Raw genomic sequence first — 16,170 nt, forward strand, 5'->3', positions numbered from 1 at the left:
AAAAAAACGGGGAGACGTTTGTGAACGTCTCCCCGTTTTTTTGTGCTTTATTTCTTCGGAGTATTTTCCAGTGTAGCTACAAGGAAATCGTAGAACTTGGATACGGTAGGAATCAGACAGCGTTCTTCGGGAGTGTGAGGACACTGAAGTGTCGGACCGAAGGAAATCATGTCTAAACCCGGGATAACAGCACCGATAATACCGCATTCGAGACCGGCATGGATGACTTTCACTTCCGGTTCTTCGCCGAACTGTGCCTTGTAAGATTCTTTCATGGCATGGAGAATCGGTGAGTTGACATTGGGTTCCCATCCGGAATAACCGCCGCTGCGTACTACATGCATTCCTGCCATAGAGAAGCAACTTTCGATGGCTGTGTTGCGGTAGTCTTTCATTGATTCGCGTGAACTGCGGGTAAGTACTTTCACTGCTGCCTTACCGCCACCGATTTCTACAATGGCCAGATTGGAAGAAGTTTCTACTGTATCGGGGATAGTAGGAATGAAACGTTCTACGCCGTTAGGACAAGCAAAGATAGCATCTACGAGGTTGTCACGGATTTCTTCGGGCACCATTGTAGCCGGAAGGTCTACACGTTCTGCTGTGAAGCTGATGCCTTCTTCAATGGTAGCAAATTCGTCACGCCATACCTGTTCGCATTCGCCTACGAAAGCCAATACATCTTCTACTTCGGTAGCCGGAACAGTGATGACTACTTCGCATTCGCGCGGGATGGCATTGCGCATGTTACCGCCTTCCCATGATACGAGGCAAGCCTCATCGTAGGTAATCACCTGATTGAGGAAACGTGCCATCAGCTTGTTGGCATTGGCATGTCCCCAGCCAATCTGGATACCGGAATGACCGCCACGCAATCCTTTCAATGTCACTTTCAATGCAACATCTTCCGGATCGGTAGGTTCTTCTTTGTATTCAAGAGTAGCAGTAAGGTCTTCGCCTCCTGCACAACCGATATAGAGTTCACCTTCATCTTCTGAGTCGAGGTTCAAGAGAATATCTCCTTCGATGGTTCCGGGTTTCAATCCGAATGCACCGTACATACCGGTTTCTTCATCGGCAGTAATCAGTGCTACCAGCGGACCGTGTTTCAGAGTTTTGTCTTCCATTACGGCCATGATGGCTGCTACACCCATACCGTTGTCCGAGCCTAATGTAGTGCCTTTAGCCTTTACCCATTCACCGTCTACGTAAGGCTGGAGAGGATCGTTTACGAAATCGTGTACGGTTTCTTTGTTCTTCTGAGGAACCATATCCATGTGAGCCTGCAGAATCACTGTTTTGCAATCTTCCATACCCGGAGTAGCCGGTTTACGGTAGATGATGTTTCCGGCTTCGTCCTGGAAAGATTCTACACCTGCATTCTTACCAAACTCCAACAAGAACGCCTGAATTTTCTCCAGATGACCCGATGGACGGGGAATCTGAGTCAAAGAATAGAAATGCTTCCACACATTCTGTGGAGCTAAAGAAAGAATTTCATTCATTGGTTTAAAGTTTTTAAATTTTATGTTCTAATCAGTAGACCAGATAACAAGTGAACGAACAAACCGCTCCCGCTACCTTGCATACCTATATAAGTTTGAAACCAAACGTTCATAGGTATGAAAAAAGACTCTGCACTTACTTCTTATTTGCAAGCGGCAAAGCCACTAATCCATATATGCCTAACAAAATTAATAAAAATGTTTGAACTCCATGTACCAAAAGAGCAAATATTCCGGCATCTTCTTTGCTGACACCATACATCATCATCATGGTGATGACCGCAAAATGCCATGCTCCGGCTCCGTTGGGAGTGGGAACAATGACAGCTATACTGCCGACAACAAAGAGTACAAGTCCTGCCATCCAGCCTAAACCGGCAGAGAAACTGAAGCAGTAGAAGGTAATATAGAAGTGCAGGAAATAGCAAATCCAGATACCGATGGTATAGAGTATAAAGAGGAGGGGATGCTGCACATGACGTACTGAAAGACAGCCTTCCCAAATGTTGCGGAAAAGACCGCGTATCCTGACAAAGAGAGAGAGGTTTCGTATCATCCAGACTAATCCTACCAATACGGCTCCTATACAAAGGAGGGTGATGTAGAAGTTGGTAGAAGAAAAGAGCCTGAGGAAAAAAGTGGGATCGGTACCGGTCTGACGGAAAAAGGCAGCAAAGATGCCCGACTGCAACAGAAGGGTTACCAACGTAATAAGACCGATGCAGACTGTATCGATAATGCGTTCTGTGACCACGGTACCCAAGGACTTGGGGAAGGATACGCCATCGTACTTGGCAAGGATGCCGCAACGGGAGACTTCGCCGATACGGGGGATGACCAGATTGGCTGCATAGGATACGAATATGGCATATACGCTATTGGACAGGCGGGGATATTCGCCCAAAGGAGCCAGTGCCAGATTCCATCGCCAGCCGCGCAGCAAATGGGCCAACACGCCAAAGACCAAAGAAAAGAGCATCCAGTCGTAACGCATTCCCCCGAACAATACATCGTGCACACGACTAAAATCGAAATCGTAATAGGTCCATATCAAAATGGCCGCTCCAAACAACAAAGGCAAAATGATTTGAAAGGATTTGTTCAGGAGCTTTGTTATTTTTATATCAGTTCGTTTCAAAACCTGTCTGTTTATTTAAGATTAATGCTTAACTTTGCATGATGCAAAGATAACATCTTGCCGGAATAATTCTTATATTAATATCGAGAAAATATATACGGAATGAAAACAGTAAAACCCAAAAAGTTTTTAGGACAGCACTTTTTGAAAGACTTGCAAGTGGCTCTGGATATAGCCGATACAGTGGACACCTGCCCTACGCTTCCGATTCTGGAGGTGGGACCGGGTATGGGAGTGTTAACCCAGTTTCTCATCCGGAAAGAACGACCGGTAAAGGTGGTGGAGCTGGATTTTGAATCGGTGGCATATCTGCGGGAGAACTTCGCACAGCTGGGAGACAACATCATCGAACAGGACTTCCTGAAAATGGACCTGTCTACCCTCTTCGACGGAAAACCGTTTGTGCTGACCGGAAACTATCCGTATAATATTTCCAGCCAGATTTTCTTCAAGATGCTCGACTATAAGGACCTGATTCCCTGCTGTACGGGTATGATACAGAAGGAAGTGGCAGAACGTATTGCCGCCAAACCGGGTAACAAGACTTATGGCATATTGAGTGTACTGATACAGGCGTGGTACAAGGTGGAATACCTGTTTACCGTGCACGAACATGTGTTTAACCCTCCTCCCAAGGTGAAGAGTGCCGTGATACGTATGACCAGAAACGAGGTGACGGAATTGGGATGCAATGAAAAGTTGTTTAAGCAAATCGTGAAGACTACGTTCAACCAGCGACGCAAAACGCTGCGTAACTCTATTTCACCTATTCTGGAAAAAGGAAATCCGCTGAGTGCGGACCCCATCTTCAACAAACGGCCGGAACAGCTTTCGGTACAGGAATTTATTGATCTGACAAACCGGGTGGAAGAAGCCCTGGGAGCGCAAACAAGCAACGTAGAGGAGTAATACTACAATGAACAACGATGACTTGACAAATGTATCCGACTTGATTGAAAACAAGGAGTCGGAGAAACTGAAAGAGATATTGAAGGACCTGCACCCGGCCGATATCGCAGAACTCTGCAACGAACTGGATGCGGAAGATGCCCGTTTTATCTATCTGCTGCTCGACAACGAAAAAGCTGCCGACGTGCTGATTGAAATGGACGAGGATGCGCGTAAACGATTCCTCGATCTGTTGCCTTCGGAAACTATCGCCAAACGGTTTGTGGACTACATGGACTCGGACGATGCGGTAGACATTATCCGTGAAATGGATGAAGACAAACAGGAAGAGGTCCTCTCGCACATTGAAGACATCGAACAGGCTGGAGACATCGTAGACTTGCTGAAATACGATGAAGATACCGCCGGTGGTTTGATGGGTACGGAAATGGTCATCGTAAACGAGAACTGGAGTATGCCCGAGTGTCTGCGCGAAATGCGTATACAGGCAGAGGACATGGATGAAATTTATTACGTATATGTAGTGGATGATGACGAACGGCTGCGGGGGGTATTTCCACTGAAGAAGATGATTACCAGCCCGTCTGTTTCGAAGGTAAAACATGTCATGAAGAAAGATCCGGTATCGGTGCATGTGGATACACCGATAGAGGATGTGGTACAAGTCATCGAGAAGTACGACTTGGTAGCAGTTCCTGTAGTGGACAGTATCGGACGACTGGTGGGACGAATTACCGTAGACGACGTAATGGATGAGGTACGTGAACAGGCAGAACGAGACTATCAGTTGGCTTCCGGTTTGTCGCAGGATGTAGAATCGGACGATAACGTATTCCGTCAGACTACTGCCCGCCTGCCCTGGTTGATTATCGGTATGTTGGGAGGAATAGGTAACTCCATGATTCTGGGAAATTTTGATTCCACCTTTGCCGCTCATCCGGAAATGGCACTTTACATTCCGCTGATTGGTGGTACCGGAGGAAATGTGGGTACACAGTCGTCGGCGCTTGTGGTACAGGGTTTGGCCAACAACTCGCTGGATGCACAGAATACATTCAAGCAGGTTCTGAAGGAATCGGTCGTAGCCTTGATCAATGCAACCATCATCTCCATGCTGGTATATATTTATAACTTTATCCGCTTTGGAGCCCATGCTACCGTAAGTTATTCTGTTTCCATCAGCCTATTTGCCGTAGTGATGTTTGCATCTATTTTCGGTACGCTGGTACCGATGACGCTGGAAAAACTGAAAATAGATCCGGCTATTGCCACAGGACCCTTTATCTCGATCACAAACGACATCATCGGTATGCTGATGTATATGGGGATTACGGTTCTGCTGTCATAAAAGCACCTTACAAATTTGCATATTTATTTAAAAAAAATACTTTTGCATTGACAAATTCCGTCACGCATTCATCACAATGCGCACCAAGGCGGAATTTGTTTTTTTATATAACTATTAAATTCTATTTTTTATAAACATTATTACAAAACTACTTAAGCTAATAATTATGAAACTATTTGGGAAATTACTTCTACTCTCCCTTTCCGGAGTTTTGCTAGAATTTGTGCTCAGGTACATTGATGTGTATATAACGAAGTTAGATTCACACTTTTCCTTCTCTATACTTTTAGGAGGAATCTTTTATGCGATATTATTTTATATAGCCTTGTCAAAGTATGAAAAAAGTGCAGGAATGCTAAAAGTTTTGCTTCCTTTGTATATAGGTATGCTTATCTTATCTCTGCCCTCCCACATTTTCTTTTTTAAAGAATCTGTAATACTCTTATGCCAAGATTTTTGTAATATAGCGATTACAGCAACAGCTGTTCTTTACTACTGCCATCATAAAAAAGCAGTTTTGTTGGCAGGTGGACTGTGTTGGTTACTTTTGGCAACATGTATTCGGACTTTAGTATTAGACTATTGGGGAGATAATATCTATCCAATATTCTCTTGAAAACCGATATCCGAATACAATCATCGCTTTAAATATTTCCAAGACTCATAACATCAGTCATTTTTCCTTGTGAAATGCCGTTTCTCACTATTATGGGAAACGGCATTTCATTTATTGGAATAATTCATTAAATCAGCTATCAGAAGAACTTATGCACAATAAGCAATAAAATAATTCACAAAATAATATGAAAATCAGATTTTATTTTCTTAATTTGTAATTCAACTTTACAATAAACAGTATCGATGATACTTTAAATTCTACATACGATGGAAGCAAATGACACCAATCGCCCCTTAACTGAAGTAAATGCAGACAACATGCCTGAAACTTCGGTTACAACTAACGAAGCTAACAACAATATGGCTGTACATAACACAAAACGTACAAAAGAAGATATTGTAGCTCGTCTAAAAGAAATCAGTCTGGATCCTTGCAATGCAGACAAACAGGAAATCGACTCACTGAAACAATCGTTCTATAAAATGCTGCATGCCGAACAGGATGCGGCATATAAGGCGTATATAGAAGCCGGAGGCGCTGCCGAAGACTACACAGTGAAAGCAGAGCCACTTGAAGGAGCCATGAAAGAAGTAATGGCACAAATCAAAGAAAAAAGAAACAGTATTGCTGCTGAACAGGAGCAGATAAAGGAAGAAAACCTTCAGAAAAAACTCGCCATTCTGGAGAGAATGAAGGAATTGACCGAAAATCAAGGAGATACCAACAGCATATACAATGAGTTCAAGCAGTTGCAACAGGAATGGAACGACATTAAACTGGTACCGGCAAACAAGGCCAATGAATTGTGGAAAAACTACCAGCACTATACCGAGAAGTTCTATGACATGGTGAAGTTGAACAATGAATTCAGAGAATACGACTTCAAGAAAAACCTGGAACAGAAAACTTATTTGTGTGAAGCTGCCGAAAAGCTGGCAGAAGCCAATGACCCTGTCTCCGCTTTCCACCAACTGCAAAAACTTCATCAGGAATTCCGCAACATCGGACCTGTGGCAAAAGAATTGAGAGACAGTATCTGGAAACGATTTAAAGATGCTTCTTCCGTTGTCAACCGCCGCCATCAGAAACATTTTGAGGAACAAAAAGAAAAAGAGCAGAATAACCTGGATCAGAAAACCGTAATCTGCGAGATTGTGGAAGCAATGGAGTATGATACGTTTACTACCTTTGCCGACTGGGAGGAAAAGACACAGGAAATACTGGCATTGCAGGCTAAATGGAAAACCATAGGCTTTGCACCGCAGAAAATGAACGTCAAGATTTTCGAACGTTTCCGCGCTGCATGCGACGAATTCTTCAAACGTAAAGCCGCTTTCTTCAAAGCTGTAAAAGAAGAAATGGCAGCTAATCTGCAAAAGAAAAGAGAATTGTGCGAAAAGGCAGAAGCCCTGAAAGACAGCACAGACTGGAAAGAAACAGCCGAAATCCTGACTAAACTGCAGAAGGAATGGAAAACAGTAGGACCGATAGCTAAGAAACATTCGGACGGAGTATGGAAGCGTTTCATCAGTGCATGCGACTATTTCTTTGCCCAGAAGAACAAGGCGACTTCTTCACAACGTTCGGAAGAAATGGAAAATCTGGAAAAGAAAAAAGGAATCATACGCCAACTGTCCGATCTGGATGCATCGGGAGATACAGATGAAAACGTATCTGAAGAAATCCGACAACTGATTAAGGAATGGAACAGTGTGGGACACGTACCGTTCAAGGAAAAAGACCGTATCTACAAGGAATTCCACGGACTGGTAGACAAACTTTTCGACAAGTTGCATCTTTCGGCTTCGGAAAAGAAACTGAATACATTTAAATCGGGACTGGGAAAGACCGAAAACCTGTACCGCGAACGTGAAAAACTGATGCGTAACTACGAAAAGCTGAAAGCCGATATCAAAACTTACGAAAACAATTTGGGTTTCCTCAATTCCAGTTCGAAAAAAGGCAATTCGCTGGTAGGAGAAATCGGCAAAAAAATTGAACGCCTGAAAGGAGATATGGAACTTATCGTGAAGAAGATACAGGCTATCGATGAAACACTGGCCAACGAGAAATAGTCTGACTCTCATATATCAGTACGGCTTGCCACTGCGGCAAGCCGTTTTTTTTATGTCTTGAAGCCGGCGGCAAATAATTCTACCTTTTAAAGAACAACTATTGCAGAAGAATAAAAAATAACGTATTTTTGTTCGCATAAATCCTTATTTTATAAACTGATAAACTTTAAAAAGAACAACAATATGGCAGATTCTAAAACGATTCTTCAGGAAGCTGAAGAAAAAATGGACATGGCAATTATGTATTTGGACGATGCATTGGCACATATCCGCGCAGGAAAAGCGGACGTACGTCTGTTGGACGGTATTCGCGTAGACTCTTACGGAAGCATGGTGCCCATCAACAATGTGGCTGCAGTGACTACTCCTGATGCACGCAGTATTGCCATCAAACCATGGGACAAGAGCATGTTCCGCGTTATTGAAAAAGCAATTATCGACTCAGAATTAGGTATCATGCCGGAAAACAACGGAGAAATCATCCGTCTGGGTATCCCTCCTTTGACTGAGGAACGCCGTAAACAGCTGGCAAAACAGTGTAAAGGTGAAGGCGAAACTGCAAAAGTCAGTGTACGTAATGCACGCCGCGATGCTATGGATGCACTGAAAAAAGCAGTGAAAGACGGTATGCCGGAAGACGAACAGAAGAACTCTGAAGCCAAACTGCAGAAGGTACACGACAAGTTTATCAAGCAGATTGACGACATGCTGGCAGCCAAGGACAAAGAAATCATGACTGTATAATACAAACAAGGAAGAATGAAGAATAGAAACCGGAGAATGGACTTGGCCTGAAAGGCTGGTAATTCTTCCGTTCCATTCTTCATTCTTTTTTATTTCACTTTTCTAAAAAAATACACAGGTTTGAATAAAGGCTTAGTTATAAAAAATACCGGAAGCTGGTACTTGGTCAAGACAGAAGACAACCAGTTGATAGAATGCAAGATAAAGGGAAACTTCCGTCTGAAAGGGATCAGAAGCACCAACCCCATTGCCGTGGGTGACTATGTAAAAATTGCTCCCAATACGGAAGGTACGGCATTTATCACCGAAATAGAAGACCGGAAGAATTACATCATCCGACGGGCTTCCAACTTGTCGAAACAATCGCATATCATTGCTGCCAATCTGGATCAGTGTCTGCTGATTGTGACCGTAAATTATCCGGAAACATCGACTATCTTCATCGACCGCTTTCTGGCATCGGCAGAGGCTTATCGGGTACCGGTAAGTCTGGTGTTCAACAAAGTGGACCGGTATACCGAGGAAGAACAGCATTATCTGGAGGCTTTAATCAACTTGTATACACACATCGGCTATCCATGCTATCGGGTTTCGGCACTGAACCAAACCGGCATTCAGGAACTGAAAGAGAGCCTGGCCGGAAAGGTCACTCTGTTCTCCGGACATTCGGGAGTGGGAAAATCGACATTGATTAACGCCATCCTACCCGACCAGCAACTGCGAACCGGAGAAATTTCCGAATATCACAACAAGGGAATGCATACCACTACTTTCTCCGAAATGTTTCCGGTAGAAGGAGATGGATACATCATCGACACACCGGGTATCAAAGGATTCGGAACGTTCGACATGAAGGATGAAGAAGTAGGTCATTACTTTAAGGAGATATTCGAAATGTCGGCCCAATGCAAGTATGGAAACTGTACACATCGTCACGAACCGGGATGTGCTGTACGTGAAGCCGTAGAAAAACATTATATCAGCGAATCAAGGTATACTTCCTATCTGAATATACTGGAAGATAAAGAAGAAGGGAAATACCGTTCGGCTTATTAACAAACTTAAAACCAGCCCTATTATCATGACAAAATTCCGCATTTTATTTTTGGCCCTGATTTGTGCCGTATGTGCCCAAATCGATGCCGCATCGCGCACGCAGTGTGACGCTGAAAAGAAAGGACTTGCCACCATCAATAGAGCCAGCGCCGAAGCTACCATCGGATTTCTTGCTGCCGACGAACTGGAAGGACGGGAAGCAGGATGGCAGGGAGGACGAATTGCAGGACAATATATTGCTTCATTGTTGCAGTTGTGGGGAATTGAACCGCTGTTCGACAGTTATTTCCAGCCGTTTGAAGCTTACCGTGCAGAACGTGCCAAACCCGGACGTCTGCAAGTTCATCCCGACTCGATTGCTGTAATCAAGGCACAACCGGTGCATCAGAAATATGCCATGCGCAATGTACTGGGGAAAATAGAGGGAAAGAAAAAAGACGAAATTGTAATTGTGGGTGCACATTACGACCACCTGGGATACGATCCGATGCTGGACGGAGACAAGATTTACAACGGAGCCGACGACAATGCTTCGGGAGTTTCGGCAGTACTGCAGATTGCCCGTGCCTTTCTGGCTACAGGAGAACAGCCGGAACGTACCGTGATTTTCGCATTCTGGGACGGAGAAGAAAAAGGATTGCTCGGTTCGAAGTATTTTGCACAGGTTTATCCGGACATCAAAAAAGTGAAGGGGTATCTGAATTTCGACATGATAGGCCGTAACATGGATGAATCACGTCCGAAACACGTAGCATTTATGTACACCGAAGCGACTCCGGCTTTCGGCGAATGGCTGAAAAAGGATGTAAAACAGTACAACCTGCAACTTGAACCGGATTATCGCCCGTGGGACAACCCTGTGGGAGGAAGTGACAATGCCACTTTTGCACGCCTGCAGATTCCTATCATGTGGTATCATACCAACGGACATCCGGATTATCACATGCCGGGCGATGAAGCTTACAAAATCAACTGGGAGAAAGTGGTGGAAATCAGTAAAGCTTCCTTCCTGGGTGCATGGAAAATGGCCAATCAGAAGTTCTAAAGACAAACTGTTTTAAATGGAGTAAGGGCTACTCTGCTCCATTTTATATCTGTATAGTATATGGGCTTATACGCAGTAACGTATAAGCCCATGTTTTATAATATACAGGCTGCAAAGCTCATTCCTACTTAAATACAAAAAATCATTAAAAAAATGTTTCTTTATTAAACATTTCCCTAAGTTTGCTCTCCAAAGTTAAAAATTGGAAACAAGTTAGATTTGAAGAACACATGAACAAAGGTATGAAGTGGGGAATCATCATTTGTGTGGGAGCCGGTCTGATTGGGCTGGGTATTCATACTTTTACCCCCAGAGAAAACGAAGAACTGAATAAGATAGAAGATGTAAAGCCTCAGGAAAGTAAAAAAGCTTTAAACGTAAACGGACAGATTATAAAACCGCATCTGATAACCGACCAGCTTTTCGTCAGCGGAAAGTTGATGCCGGACGAAGAAGTAGACCTCTCGTTTGAAGCTTCCGGAAAAATCATAGACATCAATTTTACCGAAGGTAGTTCTGTAAAAAAAGGACAGTTGCTGGCTAAAGTGAACGACAGCCAGCTTCAGGCACAGCTTGCCCGTCTGGAGGCTCAGATGCCTCTGGCAGAAGACCGGGTATTCCGTCAGAATGCCCTGCTGCAGCGCGATGCAGTGAGTAAGGAGGCCTACGAACAGGTAAAGACCGAACTTGCCACTCTGCATGCCGACATCGAGAATGTAAAAGCCAGCATTGCCATGACAGAACTTCGTGCTCCGTTTGATGGGGTAATCGGTCTGCGCCAGGTAAGTACCGGTGCTTATGCCTCTCCTACTACCGTCATTGCCAAACTGACTAAAATTACGCCGCTTAAAGTAGAATTTGCCGTGCCCGAACGCTATGCACGCCAGATACGGAAAGGTACCAATCTGACTTTCAAAATAGAAGGAAAGTTGGAAGAGTTTAAGGCTCAGGTATATGCTACCGAATCGAGCATCGACCCCGAGACACATACCCTGACCGTACGTGCCATTTATCCGAACCACAACGGACTTCTGCTTCCGGGACGCTATGCCGATGTATCGCTGAAACAGGAAGAAATCAGCGATGCCATTGCCATTCCTTCGGAAGCGATTGTTCCCGAAATGGGTAAAAACAAAGTCTTTGTATACCGTTCCGGAAAAGCATATCCTGTAGATGTAGAAATCGGTATCCGTACGGAAGCTGAAATCCAGATTGTAAAAGGCCTTTCTGCCGGCGATACCATTCTCACTTCCGGAACCTTACAGCTCCGTACCGGAATGCCTGTCACCATTGATCAACTAAACTAATACCGCAGCCATGAATATATCCGAATTAAGTATTCGCCGGCCGGTATTGGCTACCGTACTCACCATTATTATCCTGCTCTTCGGTATGATAGGATATACTACTTTGGGGGTACGTGAATATCCGTCGGTAGACAACCCGATTATCTCCGTGACCTGCAGCTACTCCGGAGCCAATGCAGATGTGATAGAAAACCAGATTACCGAACCGCTGGAACAGAACATCAACGGTATTCCCGGTATCCGCTCCCTCTCCAGTGTGAGCCAGCAGGGACAGTGCCGTATTACCGTAGAATTTGAACTTTCTGTCGACCTGGAAACCGCTGCCAACGACGTGCGCGACAAGGTTTCGCGTGCACAGCGTTACTTGCCGCGGGACTGCGACCCTCCTACCGTTTCGAAAGCCGACGCCGACGCCAGTCCGATTCTGATGGTTGCCATCCGAAGCGACCGCCGCTCGCTGCTGGAGTTGAGTGAAATAGCCGATCTCACCGTAAAGGAACAGTTGCAGACTATTTCCGATGTAAGTAGTGTATCCATCTGGGGGGAGAAACGCTACTCCATGCGTCTGTGGCTCGACCCTACTAAAATGGCAGGCTATGGCATTACCCCCGTCGACATCAAGAATGCCATGGACAATGAGAACGTGGAACTCCCTTCGGGCAGTATAGAAGGAAATACCGTAGAACTTACTCTCCGCACCATGGGGCAGATGCATACCGCCAAAGAATTCAACAATGTAGTGATAAAGGAAGTGGACGGTCAGGTAATCCGCCTTAGCGATGTAGGTTATGCCGAACTGGGTGCTGCCGATATCAAGAGTTACATGAAAATGAACGGAGTACCGATGGTAGGTGTGGTAGTCATCCCACAGCCGGGAGCCAACCACATTGAAATTGCCGATGCCGTATACCAGCGTATGGAACAGATGCGCAAAGACTTGCCCGACGATGTAGACTTCAGTTACGGGTTCGACAATACCAAGTTTATCCGTGCGTCTATTGCCGAAGTAGAAAGTACCGTATACGAAGCCTTTGCACTGGTTATCATCATTATCTTCCTGTTTCTGCGCGACTGGCGTGTAACGCTGATTCCGTGTATCGTGATTCCGGTATCGCTTATCGGTGCATTCTTTGTGATGTATGTGGCCGGATTCTCCATCAACGTACTGACCATGCTGGCGGTAGTGCTTTCCGTAGGTCTGGTAGTCGACGATGCCATCGTAATGACGGAAAATATCTACATCCGCATCGAGAAGGGAATGAAACCCTTCGAAGCCGGAATCGAAGGAGCGAAGGAGATTTTCTTTGCCGTTATCTCTACCACCATCACACTGGTAGCCGTGTTCCTTCCCATTGTCTTTATGGAAGGTACCAGCGGACGTCTGTTCCGTGAGTTCAGCTTCGTAGTGGCAGGTTCGGTTATCATTTCCTCGTTTGCCGCACTGACCTTTACTCCGATGCTGGCTACCAAGCTGTTGAAACACCGCGAAAAGCAAAGTTGGTTCTACCGCAAGACCGAACCTTTCTTCGATGGAATGAACCGGGTATACGGACGCTCGCTGGAGGCTTTTCTAAAAAAGAGAATCATTGCCATTCCGTTTATTATTCTTACGCTGATACTCATCGGATTCCTGTGGAACTACATTCCTTCGGAAATGGCTCCGCTCGAAGACCGCTCTCAAATCAACATCATGACCAAGGCGGCAGAAGGGGCCAGCTACGAATACATCCGCGACTATACGGAAGACATCAATGCACTGGTCGACTCGCTGGTGCCCGATGCAGCAGCAGTCACTGCCCGTGTATCGAGCGGTAGCGGAAACATCAGTGTCATACTGAAAGACATCAAAGACCGCGACTACACCCAGATGGAAGTAGCCGAGAAAATCTCGAAAGCCATCAAGAGCAAGACCAAAGCACGTGCATTTGTACGTCAGCAGTCTTCTTTTGGCGGACGCCGCAGCAGCATGCCTATCCAGTATGTATTGCAGGCTGTCAGTCTTGAAAAACTGGAAAAGGTATTGCCTGAGTTTCTGAACCGCGTATACGACAATCCGGTGTTCCAGATGGCCGATGTAGACTTAAAATTCAGTAGTCCGGAAGTACGTGTCCACATCAACCGCGACAAGGCCGGAACTATGGGAGTGAACGTGCGCGACATTGCCTCTACCCTGCAATACGGATTGAGCGGTCAACGTATGGGGTATTTCTACATGAACGGCAAGCAATACGAAATATTGGGACAGATCAACCGCCAGCAGCGTAACCAGCCGGCACACATCAAGTCTATCTATATCCGGAGCGACAAGGGAGAAATGATTCAGCTGGATAACCTGGTGGAATTTGTAGAATCGATTACTCCGCCCAAGCTGTATCACTACAACCGCTTCCTGTCGGCCACGATTTCTGCCGGACTGGCCGAAGGCAAGACCATTGGCGAAGGTTTGGATGAGATGGATAAAATTGCTTCAGAAGTACTGGACGATACCTTCCGTACCGCCCTCTCCGGCGACTCGAAGGATTATCGCGAAAGTTCTTCGAGCCTGATGTTTGCCTTCATTCTGGCACTGATTCTGATTTACCTGATTCTGGCTGCCCAGTTCGAAAGCTTCAAAGACCCGTTCATCATCATGCTTACCGTACCGCTGGCTATTGCAGGAGCCTTGGTTTTCATGTACTTCAACGACATTACCATGAACATCTTCAGCCAGATTGGTATCATCATGCTCATTGGACTGGTAGCCAAGAACGGTATCTTGATTGTGGAATTTGCCAACCAGAAACAGGAGAGTGGAGAAGACAAGATGACTGCCATACGCGATGCCGCCTTGCAGCGTCTGCGTCCTATCCTGATGACCAGTGCGTCTACCATCCTGGGACTTATTCCGCTGGCTTATGCAACCGGAGAAGGTGCCAACCAGCGTATTGCCATGGGTATTGCCGTGGTGGGAGGTATGCTGGTTTCTACTTTCCTCACCATGTATATCGTACCGGCCATTTATTCGTATATATCTACTAACCGAAGCAAAAAAATCAAGAAGGCATGAAACGTATCCTCTATATAGCAATTATTCTGGCGGGTATTACACTGCCCGCACAGGCACAATACGAATATACCTTGAAACAGTGTCTGGAAGAAGGACTGATGAACAACTACTCGCTGCGTATCACCCGCAACGAGGAACAGATGAGCAAGAACAATGCCACACTGGCCAATGCAGGCTACTTGCCTACACTTGACCTTACAGCGGGATATTCGGGAAGTGTGGATAACTCGGACAGCAAAGACCGGGCTACGGATGTAACCAGCAGACAACGGGGAGTATTCGACCAGACACTGGATGCCGGCATCGACCTGAACTGGACGATTTTCGACGGATTCAACATTACGACAACCTATAAGGAACTGCAGGTGCTGGAACGTCAAGGAGCCACCAATACCCGCATTGCCATCGAAGACTTCATCGCCACGCTGGCTGCCGAATACTACAACTATGTGCAGCAGGAAATCCGACTGAAGAATTTCCGGTATGCCGTATCGCTTTCAAAAGAGCGTCTGCGTATCGTAGAGGAGCGGTATCACATCGGTAACTTCTCGCGTCTGGATTACCAGCAGGCCAAGGTGGACTTCAATGCCGACAGTGCCCAGTACATGAAGCAGCAGGAACTGGTGCACACTTCGCGCATCAACCTGAACGAACTGATGGCCAACAAGGATGTAGACCGTCCGGTACGGGTGAAAGACTCGCTGATTGATGTAAAAGACTGGCTCAACTTCGGTGAGTTGTGGGAAGCCACTCTGGCAACCAATGCCAGCCTGCTGAAAGCCGACCAGAACTCTACCCTTGCCCAACTGGATTATAAGAAAGTCTTGTCGCGCAACTATCCTTACGTAAAGCTGAATGCCGGATATGGATATACGCTGAACAAATACGATGTAAATGCCATACGCAGCCGCAGCAACTGGGGATTCAGCGGAGGAATCACCGTAGGATTCAACCTGTTCGACGGTAACCGCCGCCGCGAAAAGCGGAATGCCAGTCTGGCGATACGAAATGCCCAACTGGCACGCGAAGAGGTGGAACAGGGACTTCGTGCCGACCTGAGCAACCTGTGGCAGGCTTACCGCAACAACCTCCGCCTGCTGAATCTGGAACGGCAGAATCTGATAGCAGCCCGCGAAAACCATGAAATTGCCAAAGAGCGTTATCTGCTGGGCGACCTTTCGGGTATCGAAATGCGTGAAGCACAGAAAAGTCTGCTGGATGCCGAAGAACGTATCCTCTCTGCCGAATACGACACGAAGATGTGTGAAATCTCCCTGCTTCAACTCAGTGGAAGAATCACTACTTACCTGGAGTAAATGCCTTTCAAACGATGCTTTGCTGCCTCAAAAAACGCGACTTGTCACGTTGGCTCACGATA

Annotated in this window: 12 protein-coding genes; 10 read left to right on the forward strand and 2 right to left on the reverse strand. The window is 45.9% G+C overall.

Annotation, left to right across the window (positions count from 1 at the left end; genetic code table 11):
* Positions 1–47 precede the first annotated feature (47 nt).
* Positions 48–1,505 (reverse strand): aminoacyl-histidine dipeptidase, encoded by a 1,458-nt coding sequence (locus O6P32_RS12015; RefSeq protein ID WP_269878757.1) that lies wholly within the window; start codon positions 1,503–1,505, stop codon positions 48–50.
* 136 nt (positions 1,506–1,641) lie between these two features.
* The gene (locus O6P32_RS12020) at positions 1,642–2,643 is read right to left on the reverse strand and encodes a lysylphosphatidylglycerol synthase transmembrane domain-containing protein (protein WP_269878758.1); all 1,002 of its coding nucleotides are present in this window, start codon (positions 2,641–2,643) and stop codon (positions 1,642–1,644) included.
* A 102-nt stretch (positions 2,644–2,745) separates the two neighbouring features.
* Between O6P32_RS12020 and rsmA the strand changes: the two genes are divergently transcribed.
* The 10 genes from rsmA to O6P32_RS12070 all read left to right on the forward strand — a co-directional run bounded on the left by rsmA (position 2,746) and on the right by O6P32_RS12070 (position 16,108).
* A complete protein-coding gene (gene rsmA / locus O6P32_RS12025; protein ID WP_269878759.1) occupies positions 2,746–3,552 on the forward strand; it encodes a 16S rRNA (adenine(1518)-N(6)/adenine(1519)-N(6))-dimethyltransferase RsmA in 807 nt (268 codons plus the stop codon).
* A 7-nt stretch (positions 3,553–3,559) separates the two neighbouring features.
* Entirely contained in the window at positions 3,560–4,900 is a 1,341-nt protein-coding gene (gene mgtE / locus O6P32_RS12030) for a magnesium transporter (protein ID WP_178266186.1), read from the forward strand.
* A gap of 166 nt (positions 4,901–5,066) precedes the next feature.
* Positions 5,067–5,516, forward strand: a complete 450-nt coding sequence (locus O6P32_RS12035) for a hypothetical protein (RefSeq protein WP_269878760.1) — start codon at positions 5,067–5,069, stop codon at positions 5,514–5,516.
* Positions 5,517–5,785: 269 nt separating this feature from the next.
* Positions 5,786–7,594, forward strand: coding sequence for a DUF349 domain-containing protein (locus O6P32_RS12040; RefSeq protein WP_269878762.1), 1,809 nt, complete (start codon positions 5,786–5,788; stop codon positions 7,592–7,594).
* Positions 7,595–7,777: 183 nt separating this feature from the next.
* A complete protein-coding gene (gene frr, locus O6P32_RS12045; RefSeq protein WP_178266183.1) occupies positions 7,778–8,338 on the forward strand; it encodes a ribosome recycling factor in 561 nt (186 codons plus the stop codon).
* Between the two features lie 120 nt (positions 8,339–8,458).
* Positions 8,459–9,394 carry a ribosome small subunit-dependent GTPase A gene (rsgA, locus tag O6P32_RS12050; RefSeq protein ID WP_178266182.1) on the forward strand — a complete coding sequence of 312 codons (936 nt, stop codon included), beginning with the start codon at positions 8,459–8,461 and terminating at the stop codon, positions 9,392–9,394.
* 25 nt (positions 9,395–9,419) lie between these two features.
* Positions 9,420–10,439, forward strand: coding sequence for a M20/M25/M40 family metallo-hydrolase (locus tag O6P32_RS12055; RefSeq protein ID WP_178266181.1), 1,020 nt, complete (start codon positions 9,420–9,422; stop codon positions 10,437–10,439).
* 230 nt (positions 10,440–10,669) lie between these two features.
* Positions 10,670–11,746, forward strand: a complete 1,077-nt coding sequence (locus O6P32_RS12060; protein WP_178266180.1) for an efflux RND transporter periplasmic adaptor subunit — start codon at positions 10,670–10,672, stop codon at positions 11,744–11,746.
* A gap of 10 nt (positions 11,747–11,756) precedes the next feature.
* The gene (locus tag O6P32_RS12065) at positions 11,757–14,792 is read left to right on the forward strand and encodes an efflux RND transporter permease subunit (protein ID WP_269878765.1); all 3,036 of its coding nucleotides are present in this window, start codon (positions 11,757–11,759) and stop codon (positions 14,790–14,792) included.
* Entirely contained in the window at positions 14,789–16,108 is a 1,320-nt protein-coding gene (locus tag O6P32_RS12070; protein ID WP_178266178.1) for a TolC family protein, read from the forward strand. The genes O6P32_RS12065 and O6P32_RS12070 overlap by 4 nt, the downstream gene beginning before the upstream one ends.
* The last annotated feature ends 62 nt before the right edge of the window (positions 16,109–16,170 follow it).

It is taken from the genome of Phocaeicola acetigenes (assembly GCF_027529745.1).
GTDB classification, from domain to species: Bacteria; Bacteroidota; Bacteroidia; order Bacteroidales; family Bacteroidaceae; genus Phocaeicola; species Phocaeicola acetigenes.